The sequence below is a fragment of the Photorhabdus luminescens subsp. luminescens genome (assembly GCF_001083805.1).
Classification (GTDB): domain Bacteria; phylum Pseudomonadota; class Gammaproteobacteria; order Enterobacterales; family Enterobacteriaceae; genus Photorhabdus; species Photorhabdus luminescens.
In genome coordinates, this window is the sequence record NZ_JXSK01000003.1 from 60,686 (window position 1) to 82,406 (window position 21,721).

At 43.9% G+C, this 21,721-nt stretch carries 18 protein-coding genes and 1 pseudogene; 5 read left to right on the forward strand and 14 right to left on the reverse strand.

What is annotated here, in order from left to right:
* Nucleotides 1–139 precede the first annotated feature (139 nt).
* The 7 genes from TI10_RS08440 to TI10_RS08470 form a co-directional block, all read right to left on the reverse strand.
* Complete coding sequence (locus tag TI10_RS08440; RefSeq protein WP_049582877.1) at nucleotides 140–1,360, reverse strand: MFS transporter; 1,221 nt, start codon at nucleotides 1,358–1,360, stop codon at nucleotides 140–142.
* A gap of 648 nt (nucleotides 1,361–2,008) precedes the next feature.
* Nucleotides 2,009–3,451, reverse strand: a complete 1,443-nt coding sequence (gene phoA, locus TI10_RS08445) for an alkaline phosphatase (RefSeq protein WP_049582878.1) — start codon at nucleotides 3,449–3,451, stop codon at nucleotides 2,009–2,011.
* Nucleotides 3,452–3,554: 103 nt separating this feature from the next.
* A complete protein-coding gene (locus tag TI10_RS08450) occupies nucleotides 3,555–5,093 on the reverse strand; it encodes an alpha/beta hydrolase-fold protein (RefSeq protein ID WP_244161552.1) in 1,539 nt (512 codons plus the stop codon).
* Nucleotides 5,094–5,476: 383 nt separating this feature from the next.
* Complete coding sequence (locus tag TI10_RS08455; protein ID WP_049582879.1) at nucleotides 5,477–6,928, reverse strand: 4-hydroxyphenylacetate 3-hydroxylase family protein; 1,452 nt, start codon at nucleotides 6,926–6,928, stop codon at nucleotides 5,477–5,479.
* 225 nt (nucleotides 6,929–7,153) lie between these two features.
* Nucleotides 7,154–7,777 (reverse strand): glutathione S-transferase family protein, encoded by a 624-nt coding sequence (locus TI10_RS08460; protein WP_049582880.1) that lies wholly within the window; start codon nucleotides 7,775–7,777, stop codon nucleotides 7,154–7,156.
* A gap of 278 nt (nucleotides 7,778–8,055) precedes the next feature.
* On the reverse strand, nucleotides 8,056–8,304 hold the full coding sequence (locus TI10_RS25680; RefSeq protein WP_049582881.1) for a hypothetical protein: 249 nt from the start codon (nucleotides 8,302–8,304) through the stop codon (nucleotides 8,056–8,058).
* Nucleotides 8,294–8,992, reverse strand: a complete 699-nt coding sequence (locus TI10_RS08470; protein WP_049582882.1) for a hypothetical protein — start codon at nucleotides 8,990–8,992, stop codon at nucleotides 8,294–8,296. Before TI10_RS08470 ends, TI10_RS25680 begins: the two co-directional genes overlap by 11 nt.
* A 263-nt stretch (nucleotides 8,993–9,255) precedes the next feature.
* Between TI10_RS08470 and TI10_RS08475 the strand changes: the two genes are divergently transcribed.
* The gene (locus TI10_RS08475) at nucleotides 9,256–10,644 is read left to right on the forward strand and encodes a hypothetical protein (protein WP_049582883.1); all 1,389 of its coding nucleotides are present in this window, start codon (nucleotides 9,256–9,258) and stop codon (nucleotides 10,642–10,644) included.
* On the opposite strand, the gene TI10_RS08480 is transcribed toward TI10_RS08475, so the two are convergent.
* Genes TI10_RS08480 through TI10_RS08490 form a run of 3 tightly spaced genes read right to left on the reverse strand, consistent with a single transcriptional unit; the run spans nucleotide 10,641 to nucleotide 13,151 of the window.
* Nucleotides 10,641–11,033, reverse strand: coding sequence for a DUF6088 family protein (locus TI10_RS08480; RefSeq protein ID WP_049582884.1), 393 nt, complete (start codon nucleotides 11,031–11,033; stop codon nucleotides 10,641–10,643). The genes TI10_RS08475 and TI10_RS08480 overlap by 4 nt on opposite strands.
* Nucleotides 11,034–11,086: 53 nt before the next feature.
* A complete protein-coding gene (locus TI10_RS08485) occupies nucleotides 11,087–11,683 on the reverse strand; it encodes a DUF3156 family protein (protein WP_049582885.1) in 597 nt (198 codons plus the stop codon).
* On the reverse strand, nucleotides 11,658–13,151 hold the full coding sequence (locus TI10_RS08490) for an APC family permease (RefSeq protein WP_049582886.1): 1,494 nt from the start codon (nucleotides 13,149–13,151) through the stop codon (nucleotides 11,658–11,660). The genes TI10_RS08485 and TI10_RS08490 overlap by 26 nt, the downstream gene beginning before the upstream one ends.
* A 448-nt stretch (nucleotides 13,152–13,599) precedes the next feature.
* On the opposite strand from TI10_RS08490, the gene TI10_RS08495 reads away from it, so the two are divergent.
* The 4 genes from TI10_RS08495 to TI10_RS08510 all read left to right on the forward strand — a co-directional run bounded on the left by TI10_RS08495 (nucleotide 13,600) and on the right by TI10_RS08510 (nucleotide 16,007).
* Nucleotides 13,600–14,259 (forward strand): response regulator transcription factor, encoded by a 660-nt coding sequence (locus tag TI10_RS08495; protein WP_049582887.1) that lies wholly within the window; start codon nucleotides 13,600–13,602, stop codon nucleotides 14,257–14,259.
* A 117-nt stretch (nucleotides 14,260–14,376) separates the two neighbouring features.
* Nucleotides 14,377–15,474, forward strand: coding sequence for a Fic family protein (locus tag TI10_RS08500; RefSeq protein WP_049582888.1), 1,098 nt, complete (start codon nucleotides 14,377–14,379; stop codon nucleotides 15,472–15,474).
* Between the two features lie 124 nt (nucleotides 15,475–15,598).
* Nucleotides 15,599–15,796: a SymE family type I addiction module toxin gene (locus TI10_RS24935; protein ID WP_053093431.1), complete on the forward strand. Its 198-nt coding sequence runs from the start codon at nucleotides 15,599–15,601 to the stop codon at nucleotides 15,794–15,796.
* 13 nt (nucleotides 15,797–15,809) lie between these two features.
* Nucleotides 15,810–16,007, forward strand: coding sequence for a DUF7706 family protein (locus TI10_RS08510; RefSeq protein ID WP_049582890.1), 198 nt, complete (start codon nucleotides 15,810–15,812; stop codon nucleotides 16,005–16,007).
* A gap of 64 nt (nucleotides 16,008–16,071) precedes the next feature.
* Here the strand turns inward: TI10_RS08510 and TI10_RS08515 are convergent, their stop codons facing one another.
* From TI10_RS08515 to TI10_RS08530, 4 genes and pseudogenes are all read right to left on the reverse strand, one after another.
* A complete protein-coding gene (locus TI10_RS08515; protein WP_049582891.1) occupies nucleotides 16,072–16,524 on the reverse strand; it encodes a hypothetical protein in 453 nt (150 codons plus the stop codon).
* Nucleotides 16,521–17,057: pseudogene (locus TI10_RS25895) on the reverse strand (RHS repeat-associated core domain-containing protein); the annotation flags it as partial. The pseudogene TI10_RS25895 and the gene TI10_RS08515, both read right to left, overlap by 4 nt.
* 90 nt (nucleotides 17,058–17,147) lie before the next feature.
* Nucleotides 17,148–17,456 (reverse strand): hypothetical protein, encoded by a 309-nt coding sequence (locus TI10_RS08525; protein ID WP_049582892.1) that lies wholly within the window; start codon nucleotides 17,454–17,456, stop codon nucleotides 17,148–17,150.
* A gap of 29 nt (nucleotides 17,457–17,485) precedes the next feature.
* Nucleotides 17,486–21,721: an RHS repeat-associated core domain-containing protein gene (locus TI10_RS08530; protein ID WP_244161553.1), complete on the reverse strand. Its 4,236-nt coding sequence runs from the start codon at nucleotides 21,719–21,721 to the stop codon at nucleotides 17,486–17,488.

Below are 21,721 nucleotides of genomic sequence, written 5' to 3' on the forward strand. Positions count from 1 at the left end.
ACCAGTTCAAATTATTTCGATTCAACATACTACAGAGTTGAATACATCTCGTCATAACGGAACTCAATCGAAAGCGAGCCAAATTCTAACTTAATAATAATAATGATAATTTTACTACTCAGAATAAGTACTCCTTTAATCAACTAACATGTGACCCTTCGTTAATTTTCCTATTAACTGCATTGTTTCGCAAATCAATTAAAACAAACAATGAAAATAACAACCCCATAGTAATTATTGATGATACTATAATTGCTGAATTAAATAATTTTCCAGTAAATGCCCATCCTGAAATAAGAACACTGAAACTGAAAAAAATAAGTCGAAAAAAAGTTAATAGGGATGATGCTGAACCAACTAACTCAGGATACAACGCCAAAGAACGAGAGAACACCATACTATATTGAAAAGCAGAACCTATACAAATAACGGCCATCGACAATGTGAAAGGTATTGCAGATTCGGGATAAATATTACTGAATATCATTAATGAACTACAACCTATCAAACAAATTATAATACTCAAATAGATACAATTAGCTGATCCAATCTTTCTATTCAAAGCGCCAGAATAAAATCCAGCCACTGCTAAACATATCCCTAATATCGATTGATGTACTGCAAATATGTAGTAACTCATTCCCATTTTATCTATATATAAAAAGGGAACAACAGATACATATGCAATACATGCAGATACTAATAGCCCAGGAGTAAAAGCATATATTAAGAAACGCGGATTGAATATAAGTTGACAATAACTTTTGACGACCTTATTCACCCTCAACTTTACCGTATTACGATTTGTTTCAGGAATGATGAACACAGCCATAAGAGAAAGAAAGCTCAGTAAAGCCACTAAGTGGTAGGTAAATCTCCAATTATAATGTGCAACAATAAGAGAACCAGCAATGGGAGCTATAATAAGGGCCATTGATATTGCTGCGTTGAGAATTCCAAAAACCTGTACTGACTCCTCATCTTTATAAGTATCCGAACAAATTATAAACCCGACAACCCAAATAGCACTGCACCCAGCCCCTTGGATAAACCTAAATAAATACAACTGATTAAGATCAACCACAGTTGAACAACCTACGCTACCAATAAAGAATAGAGCAGCTCCGATTAAAATTATTTTTCTTCGCCCATATGATTCTGAAAGTGGACCAAAAATAGGCGTGAATAGACACAGCCCTAAAAAATTGACTATTAGAGTAAATTGCACTGCCGATTCAGTCGAAGAAAAAAACTTTAGCATTTGGGGAAATGCTGGCAACGTGATGTCAACTTCTATAAATGATGGAACCATTCCAATGATAAGTATTATTGGTAATAACCTTAAGATTAACGGTGGCATAAATCAATTCACCTCTGAACATTATGAATCCTATGTAATATAAACACAAAAAGCTGCCATCAAACAACATCTATAGATCAAATTTACTGAATGGATGGCTGCTCATACATGACATTATAAAACCAAGTTATTCTGAGCAAGAAACCTTCAATGAGAATAATTCCCTAAAAATTGGAAAAATTTCAGTCTTTAAACCTTTATTATATCGGGATGATATATCTAACCCTTCCTTATCTTCATCCTGTGCCAATTTAGACCATTCCGATGACAGCTTTACTTATTTAATCAACTTATGCTTTCGAATTACCCATTATATACTTATCCTCAATGGTAATTTTACTTTCAATTCTATATCCAATTTCCTGCTTATGGGCATTATTAGGAAAGACTTTACATCTTGCGCATATGCAAAGTAGTTATATACAGCCTAATTATTTTTTTAAAATAGCATCACTAACTTTAATGGCTTTTTCCATATCACTACTTTATTCATCAAATTTAGAGTATATCTCTAAATAACTTTGTTTAGTTCAAAGCCGGATTTTTCCTACTGGTATGATTAGAGAAAAATATATACGAAAAAGCACAAAAAAATTAAGGCCAGAGAATATCCGGCCTTAATTCGTTATTCCTCAACCACGCACAAGATTACTTTAACTGCATCGCATCACGTATCGTGAAGAACAGATCTGTCTGGTCAGTCAGACCCACAACATTAGCTGCCTGAGGACCATAAGCGGCCACCCTGAGTTGAGTACCAGTATGTTCCTGTTCCTTACCCTCAGAAGTACCGTAATTTACCGCCATCACCCCACCATCTTTAGTGATTAATGCCTGAGTCAGCCCCGGAGATTTTATATGGGCTTCAATAATCTGGCTGGAGTGAGCATGATCCGCAGTGACAATCACTAATGTGTCACCGTGCTTACGCGCATATTTCAAGCCAACTTGTACCGCCTCATCCAATGCGACAGTTTCACCAATCTGCCCACAAGGATTAGCTTTGTGATCCTGCTTATCAATAGAAGCACTCTCCACTTGTAAGAAGAAACCTTTTTTATTCCCTTTTAACAGATCAATGGCTTTATCCGTCATCTGCGCCAACGTCGGCGTATCAGGATTCCGTTTCGAGTTGACTTTACAAGTCACTGGGGGATTATCAATATTACCGTGATAAACTGCTTTAGGCCCTTCCCAAGCAATGTCCATATTGTCTTCATGGAACAAGCCCAACAACGGTTTTTTCTGATCCGCTCTGGTAACGGATGCCAGTGACTTAGCATCCCGAACCAACTGATAACCCTGTTCCTGTGCCTGCTGTTCCAGCGTTTTATCCTTGCCAGCGCCGGCAACCGATTTCTGGGCGAAAATCTTGGCGCCCCCACCTAATGTGACATCAGCACGAGCCGCTAATAATTGCTCTGTGATCGAACCACGCCCGCCATTTTCTAGCGCATTAGTTGGACATTTTTCTATTGTCTCTTGCGGGCCATAACAATCACGGTTAGTGACATGCGCATACTGCGCCGCTGGCGTTGCATCCTGTATCCTAGCCGTCGTTATGTTGCCTGTTGCTTTACCATTCGCTTTTGCCAGCTCAAGCAGGGTTTGATGATCTTTTCCAAATACATCGACACCCAACGCGCCATTATAGGTTTTTATACCAGAAGACCAGGCAGTGGCAGAAGCGGCTGAATCCGTCGCATAGTTGGGTTTACGCGTCTTTTTATCCAGAGAATAGTGAGTGTATTGGCCGGTAAATGGCAAGGCATCAATTCCTTTAAAAAATCCACCCGCACCTTCCGCATAGTTACGGGCAATAGTAATCTCAGAATCCCCCATACCATCACCAATAAACAAAATAACGTTCTTAGCTTTATGATTATTTATCGCTGCTTTTAATGCCTCGGTCTGGTTTTGAGTCATACGGCGAGCGCCGCCAAATTCCGTAATATCACCTTTTACCGCCCGACTTTCCGCCATAATTTGATCGGCATTTTGATCGCCAGCCGCCAACACCGGTAAGCTAACACCTGAAATTAAGGTAGAGACCATAACTGCAACCAAACTTTTCGTATACTTGTTCGACATTAAGATTTCCTTATTAAAACGTAATCGGAATAAAAATCATCGCTATCTGATAAAGGGATACTAAATAAACTATGTGACAGTTATGTGAAGAAAATAAATTAACTCACCATTTTGCTACCAACGACCGGGTGCCGTGGTACAAGGTTTCACACCACGAAATATAATTATGACCACTAGAAACTTCACTAGATTCAACTGGATAACCCTTCTGTAATAACGTCTCTTTCAGGCGACGATTATTATATAAAATGCCCTCCAATTCCCCCACACGGGTTTCAAACAAGCCCGCCTGTAAATAGAAACGCAGTGGTTTTTTCTCCGCTTTAGCAAATTCACGGATCAACCATTCCGGTTTTTCTCCCTGAGGGGCCCACCAATATGAACCAGACATACTAAGAACATTGCCAAACAATTCAGGATGATTAAACGCCACCCATGAAGATGCCAATCCACCATAACTGGAACCTGAAATAATGGTACGCTCTGCCGGCACTTTAATACCCTGAGCAGCCAGCCACGGTATCAACTCACTCGCCATAAATGCAGCAAAATTAGGATTGGGCGGCAATTCCTGGCTCCGACGCGCACTATCCAGGCTATCAATAAACACCACATACATCGGCGGGATCTTGCCCTGTTCAATCAGGGAATCGAAAAATTTATCAATATAATACTGCTTACGGTAAATCTTCCCATCAAACAGCACCAACATAGCAGGCTGTTTCATCGGAGTAACCGGTTGATAAATCGCAATTTCCCGGCTATTACCCAAAATCTTACTCTCAAGCTGATGAAGTCTCGTCGCTCCCTGCAAAGGCCATTGTTTGAATTGTGCGATATCACACAGAGTCGGTCTTAACGCCAGCAATGAATCATGGTTAAACGCATCTTCTGACACAGCCGGTACGACATTTTTATTCAACGGATCGGCTTGAGCAGTAATTAAAATCGACCTACGCTGTTCGTCAGCCGAGCCTTCAATCTGCGGCAAATCCGGCGCCAATCTATATTGCATCAAGGTATCTGACGGAATGATATAGCTGCGAAACCAAACATCAGTACCGGCCAAATGTGACATCGGATCATGATCGCCACTCGGCGCACCCAGAATAAAGACATTCGCTTTCGCTCCACGCCACAGGAAAGTGACGCGCTTATTCTTATCATCATAATCTTCAATCAACGGCGCACCCTTGCGGGTTATTTCTCGCCAGAAGGCATGGGTACTTTTTCCTTGTGCGACTTCAATTTGGAGTTGTTTCAGGCGCGGGCTTTCTGGTTGTTGTCTGGCGTCATTATCCCTTGGGATATAAGGTGGAAATGACAATGTAAGCTGCCACGGTTCTCCTGCTTTGCCCTTGGCTGCCAACCGATATTTTCCCGTCCGAGGAACAGTAAAACCAATTGACTGACGAGCATCTATCGGATTATCAGTGAAAAGCGTGCGAATATGTTGTTGGCGACCTTTCTGCACCACCAATTCCTGCATACCCAATGCCGATCCTTGGACATAATATTCAGGCTGAATTTTAAATTCAATACACGATATTCCCTGAGTATTAAAATTCCCGGTTATTGCTTGCTGGTCTTGCTGAAATTTTATTTGGTAACACTGAGAGGCAAAGACATTAAAGGAAGCCATAAGAGCACATATCATTATGTTTATTTTCATTTTTTTCTCTTTTTTAATTGTTGATTATTAGTATTCAATTTTTTAACTCAGCAAATCATGCACTAATTTCTTATTTAATAAGAAGAACAATTACTATCATTAATATAACAAACTGTGTGTTAACTTTCACTAATAAAACATAAATATGTCAAAATATTTCAGAGAAATGATTATCTAACCTGATAAAATAATTTATAGGCGGATAGATAATTCAACATATTGACATTATATTAGTTAAACCACCTCATACTCTAAAAAATTAAACAATAAAAAAGCGGGATATAATCTATCCCGACGCTGAAAATTTAATGAAAATAACATGGCTTAACTGTATCTGAATGAAATCCCCTAATTCAACTCACATCAATAGAATCTAAAATCCCTCTGCACATACTCTTAGCAAAATCCCAATCATATTTATCATAAAGACGAGACAGAGCAACATGACGGGCTCCTGAATAGAATATCTCATATTGAGTATGACGTGATGCAAATTCAGACCCGATCGCATCCCACACCAATTTCAATAATTTCACTCGTTCAATGGGCGCCAGTAAAGTTGAATATTGTGTTTTTTCTATTAAGTCACGAATTTCTGGGTTTGCTAAATCAATATAATTTGACGGTAACATAATCACGCCGCCGCCTGAAAGTTTTCTGATGTTTTCTATCACCTTTGGATAAGTTGACTGCAATACAACCTGGCAAGCATATAGTTGTAATCGATTGGGAATATAATACTCATTATATCGATCAGGATGACTAATCAAGCCACGAAAGAGCCCTTCAATATTCGTGGCATAGCAAGCAAGTTCAGCTAATGACTCACGAACCGCAGGAAACTCATTGACGCCTATAGCTTCGGTAAGTTGATGGGCCAAACCCGTTAAAAAATGCAGCTTAACAGCATACCGAGCCATACCCTGAACATCCATTAAAACATCAGCGCTCGTTGCCAGAAATTGCTGGCGACACATCTCCGTATTTTTATAAACAAAAACTCTTTCCCACGGAACAAAAACATCATCGAAATAAACGACAGCATCATTTTCGTCAAATTGATGCGCTAAAGGAGAATCAAATTTATTGCTGCCTATTTCATAGGATTTTCTGGAAAGAATTTTTATCCCTTTCGTATTCAACGGTAATGCGAAAGACAAAGCATATTTATCATCCACTCCCTCTTTGAGCGGATTCAATACGCCAACAACAACTTCTTCTGCAAGGACAGCAGCCGTTCCTAACATCTTAGCCCCGCGAACAATTATTCCTTGCGGTTTTTCTTCCAATACACCAAGAGTATGAAATACGTTTTTTACATGTTCACTGGGCATTTTAGATCGATCGCCCTGCGGATTAATTAATGTGAAAGCCAAATAAATATCGTTATCGCGGACATATAAATAGTAATTTTTTAACGCCTCAGCCCTATCCTTGGAATATTCCTCAAATATTTCCAGATGAGTCATCATGCCAGCAATACCAGAAGAAACATGGTCAGGGCTTCTACCTAACCAACCACAACTCCGCATTGCCCAATCATATGCGGCTTCACCTCTGGCAATTAATTTCTCTCGAGTAGTAGGAAGTTCCCAATATAAACCAACACGTTTACCAGCAGAAGTTTCGAACGTCATTCGATCAGCGTGTTCTGCCTGATAATCATAAAGTGAAGCTACCGTTCTGATTGCATTCCGGAAAGCAGGGTGATCCACATGATTCGTGATCTTTTCTCCATTCAGAAAAATGGTTCTTCCATCACGCAGACTTTCAATATACTCCTCACCTGTTCTAGCTCTAGACATTAATGACTTCCTCAGAAATGGGATTGATTTTATACCCGTCATCTTTCAAGTTGCCTCTTTGTTGGCTGCGCTCACTCACCCCGGTCACATAGTTATCTATGCTCCCGGGGATTCGCTCCTTTGCCGTCGCGATGCATCTTGAAATCCATTGGGTATCGGTAAATCGATCTTCAAAGGCGCAATAATTCCTTGCCTTGCTATCGAGCACTGCATTTGATATATAAATTAAGGGCCGGTCGCCGGCTCCGGTATTATAATCCCACGTTGCACTGCGGGCCTTAAGGCTATACGTTCGTGCCATGCGCTTAGATATTCATGGTGACTAAAATCAAAATCAATAATTTTGGCAATATGAGTCCAACCAAAATTGGCAATATCGGCAATGGAATACTCATCTCCGGCCAAAAAGGGACGATCACTAAGCCGTTTATTCAGGGTAGAGAAAGCTTCTTCCGTTAAGCGGCGATAACGCTGTATAGCCGTATGATTTTTTTCAGTCGCGAATATTTCAAAGTGAACCCGTTGTCCCAATATCGGCCCGACGCTAGAAGAATGAAATGTTAACCACATAATCGCCTGCCAACGGCTTTTAAATTCTTCCGGCAATAATTGGTTAGTTTTAGCAGCCAGATAAAGCAGAATCGCCGACGACTCAAAAAGCGTTACATCCGTACTTTCATCAACAAGTACCGGTATACGCCCGTGGGGATTTAACTGTAAAAACTCAGGTTCTCTATTTTCACCCTGATCAATTCGTATATGCTTTAATACATATGGCAATCCCAACTCTTCCAAAGCAATTGTAATCTTATATCCATTTGGAGAACTATCAGTGTATAAGTAGATCATCTCGCTATATCTCCCCTCAAGATAAATATTTAATAATTTAACTACTAAAATATCACTCGCATTTAAAATATTACCCTGTATACCGCTAAACAAATGAAAATATCATTAATTCTCAAAAATTGGAAATAAATATCACGGTGTCCCTTTCTAAACGCATAAATGGAATTTATTGTGTTGTCGGCAAAGAAAGAGAATATCAAAGTACACAAGAAAGCTATCTACCTTCTTATGGTCAATTGATCATGAAAAATCACAGTGACATATCACAACGACTCAAATTAGTTCCAAGCTAATGAACCTTCTCCCACGCAATCGTCAGACAAATCAGACTGCTCGACAAACCAATCAATAATATTAACAATTTCAGGTCGAAACAGGGTTTCTGGTAATATCACCGCATAATAAGCAAATCGGGAGTGCCATTTTTTTCTAGTTTCCTGTTTGGCTGATGAACAGCAATTCGTTACAGTTGGCAGAGGGAGGCTTTCGACTGACCCTTCCCCCTCTGTTTTTACCTTATTTTGCAACCTTTATCTGTTCGGGAGAAATAACACCAGGAGTAAGGTGCTTACCGGAGAGGTAAAGCTGACCTCTATATAACCGGGAACCATCAATATCGACAGTTTCGTTAGGATAATAGGCAAGGTTCAGCTCGCCACCTATACCATCATCTTCAATTTCATCCCTCAGATAAAGAGCCCAGTCCAGTCTGGTTAGCGGGATATCCTTAACTTCAAATGTCTTATTGACATCTGAAAAAATGAAACTTTTTGAGGCGTTGATATACAATTCATTGTCATCAGGCGACAGGGAAAAAGATGGTTTTTCATACTTAATTAAATAACCTGTTCCCACTGATTCAGCCCAGTCAGTGATCCAGCTGGAACTCCTTATCAGGAAGTCGTGAAGGTCTTTTTTTTCTTTGAGATAATTAGCATGCCCTATTGGGAAATTACTAACATAATAGGCAAAACCACCTAATTCAGGGCGAACATTGTTTAAATAGTCGTTGAAGAAATAAGGCAGCTTCTCTTGGACGGTTTTTATAAATGAATCAAAGTTAAGAATTAATTTGAATTTCAGGTTGTATCGAACGCCTGATTGATTATCCGGTCCTCTAATTCCTGTCTCCACATTTCCGCTTTCAAACTCAAGTTTCATTCCTTCAAGTTTTACGGGCTCTCTTGACATGGTCTTTTCATTAATCTGAAGCATGACTCCTCCTTAAAATTCTGACTCATTGAAAAGGATAAACTACAATATTAAAGATAGCGAAGAAATGGGTTTTATCAATCTGTCATGAGAAAAAGACAGGTAAATTTATACGCATGCATCATACTATTTAATACTATTACGCATTTTTCTGTCGGTTGCTGACTTTACAAATTTATGTCGGTGAGCTAAGTATAAATATGTTACGGGATATACGTAATGAAATAATATCTGAACCTAATTTTCACCTTACAGGATATATTTTTATGAAAAAAGCAGATGATGTGCAGTTAATCAGAGGCGGTAAAGGTAAAGGCGCATGCCCGGCCGGGAAATTGTGTCTCTACACTCATGTCAGTTATAACCAGGAAGATACTGACGGAAATATCCTGGCCATCGGTCCGGATATACAACTGGATGAGGCACAACTGGCATCTTATGGCTTTATTGTCGGGGGACGCCACGGTGTCTCAGGCGTGGTCAATAAAATGAGCAAAGCCGGAACACTGGTTTCCGGCCTTCATATCAATGGCGAAACACTCAGGGTCGAGGCAGGAACGGATTTTCCTGACTTGACTAAGCACACTTTTCCGGGAGGAGGTACATGGAATGATGCCACACGGTCTGTTGTGTCGGCTCCTGTGGAACGGGTCACGCTGATAATAATGCTGGAAAATGGCATTTCGCTGGCTGTTGACCAGACCATTGAAACGCAATTAAAAATAAAAAATGAGAGTGCGGTTGCCGTAAACGGAGCAACGATAGATTTTGTGTCCGGCGATCCCGCGAAGGTCTCCGTGGGGAATTTTAACCGTACAGTAAATATTCCAGCGAATGACACAGTCACAGTTAAAATTCCGTTAACGGGACACAGTAAGGGAAGTACAACGCTGACGGCACATCTGCATACGCCGCTCGGCATAATTAATCATGGCGATAATGTGAAGAAAACAAACGCTAACGTCACGGAAAGGTCGGTAACAATCAGGATGTTAATGGCGAGACAAATGGAAATTACAGGCGGTGTGCTGTCCTATGCTCCCCTTGACATCAGAAATGAAAGTAATATTGAGATAGCTGGTGTCGTGCTGGAGCCCGTCTCCGGAAATACCGCCGTTCTGACAGTTGGGGAATTTAATACTACTGTAACCCTTCCAGCAGCGGACACACTGAGGGTGAATATTCCCGTCACAGGAGTGAATGCCGGTACCGCATTGCTGGCAACCTCCCTCACGCTTCCCTCCGGAATAATCAATGCGGGTGACAGCCAGATACAATCTCAAGTAACGGTCGTCACTGTTCGGGACCTTAACGTGGACCAGAAGCTCCTCGGACACTGGCAGAAAGTCTGGGACCAGCCGGAGTGGATCTATAATTACGAATTGACCTTAAAATCTGAAAGTTTACGGGTTGTAAAATGGCGTCTGACGTTCCTCCTGCAGAAAGGCGCAGTGCTTGATCCTGACTGGCTGGAAACACAGAAGGACTGGCTGGAGGTGGACGGCGAAACAGAAGGCTTTATTGCTCTGATAAATAAAACTGGTCACACCATTGATCCGGGAGTGGAGCTTAAGCTCGCGGTCCAGCTCCTTTATCCCAGGAAAGCGGATGAGTACAACGAGCTTTATAATCTTCGTTTAAGGCAGGAGCTTTAAAATAACCGGCTGTGCCCCACCGATAACACCCGTTTAAAACGGGGTGTGGTTTTAACTTGGGTATAAGCGGGAATCTGTGTTGATTTACCGCCAATATAAGCAGCAGAAGCTCCATCCAAACGGTATTTCACCTTTAAACGCTCTAATGCTTCAAGAATAACCGCATCAGAACCTCCCGGAGAAGCAGGCATTATTTTCCCAGTAATACTGTTTTTCCGAGCCTTGGTGTAAACACCGTATCCCACTTTCAGCAATTGACCTTCTTTGACCAAACTACGCAGTATCTTTCCTACCTGATCGTAACCGGCAATATCTTTAAAGTCGTCACGGATGAACACATAACGCTTTGATCGCTTCAAACGCGCCTGAATACGTTCTTTAATAATCATGGGGCTCTCCAGAAATCATGATCGATAAGCGCGACATCTCACGCGGTAAAATGTTAGATCTTTTCCATGAGTTGCTTAAACATCAACAAGGTACTGAGCAACAAATAGCGCTGCTCAGACGTCAAACGCAAATAACGACGACTGGCCGGCAATCGGCTAACAACCTCAGAAGCGGCAAAATGTTCCACTTCAAATTGCCATTGTCCTTGATGAATATTCAAAATGAGATCCCGGAAATCCAGCTCCGCTAACGTTTCGCCAATTAATGGATACTGATTAAGTAAATCAATAATCTGTTGCCCAAACTCTGCGCCATGACAACAGTAATAAGTCACGGTCTTTCGCCGAAATATCCCCTTTACCTTGGCTTTAATAACGATTCTTTCCTTGAGTGAAGTGATTCCCTGCAAACGAAAACAACAACTCACAATATAGGCCAGAAATAACGCCTTCGGCTTTTCACAAACCTCAATCTGCAATCCATCAGGTAACGTCACCTGCAAACTTTCTGCCGATAATCGCTCACAACAGTAAGGCGACAAATTCTGTTCCAGCCGATTTAGCGTTATACCCGCCTGATAGCCAGTAGGATAGCGGGGTTTATTCAACCGCCGCCAAATACCATCAATTAAGGGAACGAAGTGGCTCAAGTTGCACCTCCAGCAATTCACCCTTAGCGAAAGTATGCGAAAGTACCTGTTCAACGGGTACAGGTTTAAATGGATTAACCCGTTGTACACAAAGCGTCCAGAATAGGGCATAGCTGGCGGTCAGACCCAATATAATGGCGAATGGAATATACACATCACCGGGATTCATTCCCGGAGGCGTAATGTGAATAATCGCCAAAATAATGCCTACACTGGAGATAATTTGAGGTAATGGGAAAAACGGTGATTTATAAGCACGATGCAAATCAGGTCTACGAATACGCAGTAATATCACAGAACATGTCACCAGCAAATAAGCAACACACCAGGCACATACCGCTGCTAATACCAAAGGCATAATCCGGTTCAAATCACCTTGAATAATAAAGGTATGCAAACAGGGGATCATTACCGCAACCAAAATCCCAAAGATTGGCGTTTTAAAACGTGGATGTAGATAAGCAAAAATACGCGGTAATGCGCCATCCAATGCCATACCATAGAGAATACGCGGTACCGCCGCCATTAGGGTATTAATTGTTGCCGCTCCCGCCAGTAATAAGCCAATACCGATCCAATATTTACCAAAATCCCCCATCACCTGGCCGGCAAAAGCAGGAATAGCCATTGGCGTTTCCAGCAAGCGAACATTATTTTCTACATCCACCAGCACATTTTCTACCTGATGGCTGATTGACGCGCCATATAGGCCCATACAGACAGCCACCCCACACAGGCCCGTTATCATTGCTCGCGGCAGAACTTTGGCAGAATTTTTAATTTCCGGCGCCATTGGCGTTACCAGTTCACAGCCGACAAACATAAACATCGCCATACCGACCAGACTCAGCACCGCCAAGGGATCACTTAATTTAAGCCCCTCGCCAAACCAACTTTCCAGCGGTACCGCAAATGGCATTAATAATCCGCAAATACTGAAAATAACCAACGTACTCCACATGCAGAATGTCAGCACAATTTCAACTTTACCGAACGCTTCAATACCCAACGCATTAAGTAATCCGAACGTAATAACAAGCCCAACGCCGACCATCCATGAAGCGTTATAACTTTCCACCATCGTATTAAGGCTGTCAAAATTCACTAATGCCATAACACCGGAGAGAATAGTTTCTGCTGTACCCGCAAAAATATGGACAATCAAATAAGCCGAAAGCGCGCCGGTAATTGCCCAAAACCGCCCCATGCCACAAGAGATATAGTCATAGACAGAGCCGGAGGTAGGCAAAATAGCTGCCGCTTCAGCAAACGTCGTCACTTGGGCCTGCATCATGATAAAACTGATCAGCATTGCCAATACGAAAGTATCACCGCCAATCCCAAAGCCACTGGTCACGGTCAGAATAACCGGACTCGCCATGATCACCCCGACAGAACTTGCCAGTGCAGTAGGAAACCCCACCACTCCCTTTTCAATATGCGAAGTCAGTCGTGTTGACATCTTCATTTATTTTCCCTCTTACTTCTGGTCGTAAAAATAACGCTCACAACGATTCATTTGTGAATTTTTTGTGAACTTTATTGAGGATAAATACACTATAGAAAGTGAGACGGAATACCGACCATCGTCCTAAAGAACGATACCTAAAGAGGGATTCATAACTGAAAATGTGTAACGAAAAATACCAGAATATAGAAAAAAGAAAAAATAATTACTTAAATATCAATCAATAAAAATAAAATCGCTTAGCTAATACATTAAGACATTATTTCAGATATATACCAAAACATCTGTTCTTAGCAGGTGATCATCACGTTGAGAAATTTCATTTATTGCAATCTATATCACGTTATTAATATGTTTATTTTGTGTTAATTCGGCATTTTAATTAGCATTTGATTAATTTTTAATATCGATTTATCCAGTTAGATATTATTCTAAAGGGAGAACTTTCTTGTCTACTGTACAACCGAATAGCCGTGAAAATGCTTTAATCTACAGTTGCTTAAATACCATTGCACATCTGGTTCCCATCTCAGCCGCAGCATTCTATCTGGTGAATAATGAATTACGCCCCGAAAATTACATTCTGTACGGCATTTCAGACGAAACCCACCAGAATTATCTGGCCCATTTTCAGCATTTAGACCCATTAAAACCAGCTAATTATCAACAAGATGATATTAATATGGTTGGCATGGATCAGAAAACCCTTACTGAACATAATAAATATTACCATGAATTTATGCAGCCAAATAATATACAGGACATTGCCGAAATATTTATCCGTCAACACAACCGAATTATTGCCGGCGTCTCTTTATTACGAGATACCCTATTTACACCAAAAGACTTTAACCGCCTCAGTGCTATTTTGCCATTAATTGAATTAGCGGTCAGAGACTTGCTTCCTGAAACACCCACTATTCTGACCGCTAAAGAACAAGAAATTATTAATTTAATAAGAGAAGGATCAAGTAACAAACGTATTGCACAGATACTTAATATTTCCTTGTCTACTGTTAAAACCCACTTGCGTAATATCTTTGCCAAAACCAAAGTGACTAATCGCACTGAACTGGTTTCCAGCGGGTTTATTACTCGGCATTTGTGATTCGCCCAATGTTGGCAAAGGTACAAGGTGAAAGACCCAGATTGAGTCAAATAACATTACTATTCGCCTCATTTGGTGAGTAGAATAGAAGCCCTATTTGACTCACAGGTGACGCAAATGTGGATATGGGAACAACCAAACTGGCCGGAATTTCATTGGAATGCCAACACTATTGCACCATTACTGCGAGATGTGCATTTCAACCAGGGATTGTTATTAGGCAAATCGGACTACGAAGACACCAAGCAGGCAACGCTTGATAGCCTTTTATCAAGCATACTCTATTCAAGCGAAATTGAAGGAGAAAGATTGAATGCGGCTTCGATACGTTCGTCATTGGCAAACAGGTTAGGCATTACGGAAGAAAAACCTTATCCAATCGTAGAAAAGAGTGACGGCATTACAGAGGTCGCCCTTGATGTGATAGAAAATAGCCACTCCGATTTAACTCTTGAACGTATACTCAAGTGGCATCAGTTAATATTCCCCGCAGGCTATACCCTGTTCAATCCGATACAAGGAGGTAAATTACGCGAAGGGATGATAGAAGTCGTATCTGGTCGTTTGGATAAGCCAACGGTTCACCTTGAAGCGCCGCCACCAGAAAAAGTGGTCGACGAAATACTCCAATTTATAACGTGGTTCAATCAATCCCGAACAGATACCAGCCTCGATCCCATTATTAGGGCTGCAATTGTCCATTTATGGTTTGTGACAATCCACCCTTTAGAAGACGGAAATGGGCGCATTACCCGGTTTTTAACAGACCTTGCACTTGCTCAAGCCGAAAACCGTTCAATTCGTTTCTATGCAATGTCGGTAAGTATTTGTCATCATCGTAAGGCGTATTACGAAATCCTTGAAAACACTCAGCGTGGCGGCTTAGATATTACTGACTGGTTGGTTTGGTTTCTGAAAATATTGAATGAGACCTTAACAAACAAACTGCAAGAAATTAATCAGGTTGTGCAAAAAGCCAAATTTTGGCGGCGAATAGATCAAACACAGCTTACTGAAGAGCAGACGAAAGTACTAAACCGTATGCTGGACGGCAATTTTGAGCAAGGCATTAGCAGCAGTCAATATCAAAAGGTGGCGAAGGTCAGCCGCGCTACTGCAACCAGACACTTGGCGCATTTGGTTGAGCTAAATTGTTTAGAAAGCACCGGAGCTGGTGGTCGTAGCACTCGTTACGTTATTAATCACAAAGGTTGAATCTTGTAATCGGTAATAAATGCTGTTCGATACTTACAGATAACAAGCTAACCTCGCTTAAAAGAATATAACCGTCTCTTTTCCCACTCCATGATTCATCCGGCCTTTTCCTTATTGAATTCTGGTGGTGGGTAGTACAGACAGGCGGGGTTTAAGCCCGGGGGGACAGATTACCGTGAAGGTGATGGACGGCTGTCTGGTGCTCATTCCTGACAGTGAAGCTACGCAACACTATCAGCAGCAATACCAGCGGCAGCAGAGCCAGCTTAATGAGATTAAGCTGCGGATGCGGGAGATGCTGGCTGAGTACAACGCGGGCTAAGGGAGAGGATAAAATGAACGTGGTGATTGAACATTTACAGGACATTCAGTTAACCCATATTGAAGCACTGGCCTTGGCTCAACTGGTTAAGCGGTTAAACTGGGCGGAGATACGCGCCTGTGCGGTGAATAACGAGGAAGCATACCAGATCAAAGCTGCGATCTCTAAGCTCCAGTCCGCGCTGGCTTATCGTGGCTATGCGCCACGGTAGATCATAAGCAGACCGGAAGATCGCGGAGATCTTCCGGTTTTATTATATATATTTTGACAGATAACTATTTATATATGATATGGCTACATTCTATATTAGAACAATCATAATCAATTTGGATTTGAAATGATAAATCACAAGCTATAATCCTTATTTCATCAGAATTTAAATCATTAAAATGATAATTTTGATTATAATCAAGATCCTTGTTTATCTTATATGCGCCGCAGAATTTCCATTCTTCATCCATTAGCAAATAATAAGAAATTCCTGTGACTTTTTCTTTTATAAAAGAAACAAGATCTTGGAAAGAATAAATACCCACTTCGCTATTTGATATTATTTTCTTATTTTTCAATGAGTTTATAATTAAATCCGTTTCTTCCAAACTTAAAAAATCACTAATGTTTACAAATTCATTAGTAATGGATTTAATTTTATTAAAATACTCCTCTCTACATACATTCCCTTGAGATTTTCTATAAAGTAATGATCTTCTATATTCAGAGATATTCATTTACATCCTCCTTTACCATAATAAGCCTTACCTTTTCCATTACGCAATTGAGGACGTCCATACTTATTCATACGAGGTTTTCCGTAATCATCTGTTTTAACTTGTCCAGCTTCCCAATGAGGTTTATCTGGATGGCTAATATCCATTGTTTGTTCTTGAACAGAAGATAAACCTTTGCCACCGCCAGGTTTTGTTGTTTCGTAAGAATATTCCCGACCAGAACTATTTCGTGATTGACTTACGGGGTGTTGACTTGTAGGTATTCCGGCTTGTCTCATAGCTTCGCGACGAGCAGCTCCTGAAGAACTGAATGGATTATTTTCACTGCCAATTGGTTCACCACTCAACCCCCAAGGATCAATCCACGTCATCGGATTGGGCGCGTACTGATATAAATTCAGGCCCCCTGCCAGCCCTAGCGGGTCAGGCGTTATAAACCGGCCAATTTCCGGGGCATAATACCGATACGTATTAAAATGCAGCCCCGTCTCTTTGTCAAAGTATTGGCCCGCATAACGCAGGTTTTGCCGGAGGTCAAAGCCCTTTGATGGTAGATCATCAATCAAGCCGGAAGATTACAGAGATCTTCCGGTTTTTAAACCCATTAAATAGCCATAAGTGAATTATGACAGCAAAAACACCCTAGCTACTTTCTTAGGCCCTTCGTAAATATCAAAATATTCGTTCGTTTCCATTCGTTCTTTAGGAGCTGTATCCATAAGAAAACTAACACAGCCTCCACTTATATATTCATTGTCTTTTCCATCACTCTTCACGGTTGATTCAATTTCGAAAACGACACTCCAAGCATTATTTTGCCAATTTATATCTTCAGGAAATCTCGCTACAGAAAAGTATCTTCCTGCTGAAGGAGGAGGAGTTTTTCGTCCCCCTTCGTTTTTAGAAAGCCATTCAATCCTGACTAAATGCATTGATAATTACCTAATTAAAGTCGAAATATCTAACACCTTGTAGTTTTAACGTTTTTGCTCCACGTTACTTTTACTCTTGGATCATTTAATTGTTCCACTTGTGCATATCTTGCTGGACCAATTCCATCCAAATGAAGGTCTACATGCATTTTTCCAGCTATATCGTCTGGTACATTTATCTGCACAACTTGGAACGTACTTCCTCCATGACCCATTTTATTGCCCCACGTAACCGCATTTTTGTAAGACTCAGCAAACCATTTGCCTTCCATAGTTCCTTGTCCTGCGGCCCATTTGCCTGTTTCCACCAATTGGTTATATTCAGAGAGATTCATCCCTCTATATAACATCATCAACCCAAGGGGATCGATCCACGTCATCGGATTGGGGGCATATTGATATAAGTTCAGGCCCCCTGCCAGCCCTAGCGGATCAGGCGTTATAAACCGGCCAATTTCCGGCGCATAATACCGATACGTATTAAAATGCAGCCCCGTCTCTTTGTCAAAATATTGACCGGCATAACGCAGGTTTTGCCTGAAATTATAGCTTGTCGATGACAGGGCCGGATCGGTGAAGTAAGCCAGCGGCGGGCCATCCAGTTCACCAAAAATGTGATATTTTCCCGCCCACGCAATTTTCCCGTCCTCGTCCGTGACTTCCAGCGGCGCGCCGTTGATATCAGTGTGGTACCAGAAGTAATTGTGCCTGGCTCCCCGTGTGACGATGCTGGCCAGCGGGGTGTAGCTGTCATGAGATTCATAGCAGTAGGTCTGTGTTTCGCCACTTTTCGTGTCACGCTCCTGCAACAGCCGCAGACCATGCCAGACAAAATCAGTTTGTTCATAACGCGCCAGTCCATCAATCCCGATTTTTACCCCCTTGCGGATACGCCGCCCAAGGGCATCATAGTGATAACGTGCCGTTGTGTTGCCGATTTTCGCCACCGTCAGGCGGTTGTCGCCATCATAGCAGTAATCCTGGGTTCCCCGGCGGGTAATATTGCCGTGCGGGTCGTGCTCATAGCGCCATTCCCGCCAGTAGCTCAGACGGTCGCCCTGCGGCGTCACCGCTTTAGGGACCCCCTGCTCTTCCGCCTCCTGTTCCAATATCGACTGCGGTTGATCCAGCAGGTTATCCGCCCGGTCATACCACAACATATCCTCATAAGCGCAGCCCTGACGCGTCACTTTTTTCAGGCGACTTTCAGAGTCATAAAGATAGTCAACTATGCCCCGGTAATGATCTTCCATCATCTGCAATTCGTCCTGAGGGCCGTAGACCCACGCCCGCCACGGCTTGCCCTCGCTGAGATAGGGCAGGGGCTCGGCATCGGCCTGTTTCAGCGGCAGGCTGTACTGGTGGATACAGCGACCCAGCGGATCATAATCGCGCAGCTGGAACAGTTTGCCCTGCGTGCGGCGGGTTTCACGATGCAGCCGGTCGCGCTCAAATTCAGTGAGGAGTATCTGTTCATGCCGGATCGCACTCAGGTGACCGGAGCCGTAGTAGAGCCAGCTTAAGGTGCCGCCCTGCGGCAGCGTGAGGGCGGTCAGGTTATCCAGTTCGTCATAGCTGAACTGGAGGACGTCGTCGCCGTTCTGCTCGCGAATAACCCGCCCCAATGCGTCATAGTCAAAACGCACGGTGTTGGGCTCTATTCCCAGTAGTTTGCCGTTGTCGTTCGGTTCACGGCTAGCCTCCAGCAGCCTGCCCATGCTGTCCCACCGGTACCGGTAAGTGTCTGTGTAAGTTTCCCGCCGGATCAGCCGACCGGCAGCATCATAATGCTGGTGTACCTGCCGTTCCGGGTACTGGAACACGCGGTCGCCCATGCGCCGTTCGGTGCTTAATAAGCCCGCCGCGTTGTATTCGTACCGGATGAGGGTGTCGTCAGGACGGATTTCTTCGATTAAGCGCCCTTCGGCATCACGGTTCAGCCGATAGCGGTCATCGTTGGCGTTGTCGATCTGTATCAGATGGCCCTCGGGACTGTACTGATAGCGAATTTGACGTTGTAAACGGTCCGTCGCACAGACCACCTGACCTAATGCATTGTATTCCCAGGCGCGGGGCGCATTCTCATTGCGCTGGCGATGGGTTAGCTGACCCGCGCTGTCCCAGGCCAGGTGTTCTGTGGAATCGTCAGGATAGGTGATGAGGATTAACCGGCCGCTATCGTTATAGTCATAACGGGTCGTTTCCATCAGCGCGTTGGTAAAGCGGCTCAGTCGGTTCTCATCGTCGTAACGCCATGTGCTGCTTTGCCCGGAACAGTCGGTGTGGCGCGTCAACTGCCCCTGACCATTCCACGTAAAATGGCTTTCCCCGCCTTTGGCATCAGTCACTTTGTAAGGACGCGCCGTATTATCAAAGACGTAGTGATAACGGGTAGTTTGCTTCAGCGGCGAGGTTTCACTGATCAGCCGCCCAAATTCATCGTAAGCCAGCGCCGTCTCGGTGCCATCCGGCCAGAAGATAACAGTGAGCCGGTCGGTATCATTCTGGTACTGCCAGCCGGTCTGGTTGCCGTTGGCATCGGTGAAGCTCAGCTGACGGCCGTGCTTGTCCCATTCACTCAGACGGGTATGCCCGTCCGCATCTTTGTAGCCGTTCGGCAGGCCAAATTCATCCCACAGGATATGGTGCTCCGTGCCGTTGCGGTCGAGGCAGTGGATAATGTGGCGCGCGTCGTTGAGATGCCAAACCGTGCGGGTGCCGTCGTGCCAGTGCGCCGTGCGGGTGAGGTTTTCATCGTCGTATTCCAGCCGGTAGCCCGCACCCTCGCTGGTTTGCTGGGCAATGACCCGCCACAGCCCTTCGGCTGTCTGTGCCCACTGGTAATCACAGCGCAACCCCCGTCTGTCCTGATGCCATGCCATCACGCCCTGTTTCGTCCAGCCGAACTGACGCTGGAGAAGGTCATTGCGATGGCTGACCCCCGTCAGTTGGGCGTGCTCATTATAATGGTAACGGCAAAGCTGAATACGAGGGCCGTCGTGCAGTTCGCGCCAGACGGCGGTAAGGCGGGAGACAGGTTGGTTATCGTTTTCCATCATGACGTAATCGCAGTGCAGGTTCAAACCGCCATGACCCGTGATGCTGACCATCCGGTTCTGCTCATTATAATGAAAACGCTGTTCGTTACCGACATTATTGCGGATGTGGCTCAGGCGGCTGAGGCCGTCATTATCAAAAGCCGTATAGTGATAAACTAATTCGCCTGCATCACGAATTTCCCATTTGCCCTCTTCCGTGTGTATCAGGTCGCTTTGAGCCTCAGGGCAAAAACAGCGATGACCTGCCGGCACGTCAGGAAAGGGCACGGTATCCCCGGCAGGGGAACGCCAGAGCAAGCCGCCTTCCACGCGCGTGAGATGGCTCTCCCAGAACAGGCTCCAGCCCCGACCCAGTACGCTGTCATACTGATAACGGCTCAGGTAACTACGCTGCCAGTAGAGCGGTAATTCAGCATCAAAAACGAAGTCCAGCTCATCCTCATCGTTCAGGAATTTCTGACCGGCCATGACTTCCACCGGGTTCGTCAGAATACCCGCGACAGGCGCAGCCACGGCAAGCGCCCCCAGCCGGCAGGCGATTTTGCGGATTTTAGCCGCGCCCGGTATCTTGTTAAACAGCGTCTGCAATGCGCCGGGGCCTTTGGCTGCCGCGCCGCCGAAACTGATTAACCCGGCTGCAAACATGGTTAAATCGGAAACGGTATACGCCCATTGGGGGATTTCCGGCACAATCTTTGCTGTCTGCGCCGTCCCGCCGCCGATGAAGACATTCGACGAACCGGTCATGACCGCTGCGTCACAGACCGTTTTGTCTCCGACCCGCACCGCAGGATAGCCATTGATGAAAACGGAAGCAGAGCCTTCCGCCATCTGGCGCAGGCCATTCTCTTTACTGCACTCTACCTGGCTGCGTGTCGCGATAGCAGCGGGTTGGTTGTTGATAAAGACATTGGGGGAGCCTCGCGTGATTTCCCCGCAGGGACTTCGCGACGAGGCCCCCTTAGAGACGCAGGCGTCACGCGCCATGTCGCCTAAATATCCCGCCGCCATGCCCACCGCAATAGCGGCGCCAATCAGCAAAACGCCTACCCCGAGACAGGATGTAGCTAATCCGGCGATAAAGAGAGCCCCCGACAGCATTCCCCCGGCAGCGGAAATTAATGAACCGATGACGGCGCCCGCAACCAATCCCGCCATGACGCTGGAATGGCCTATCGTGTCCCCAACTCGCGCGGCTTCTGGCAT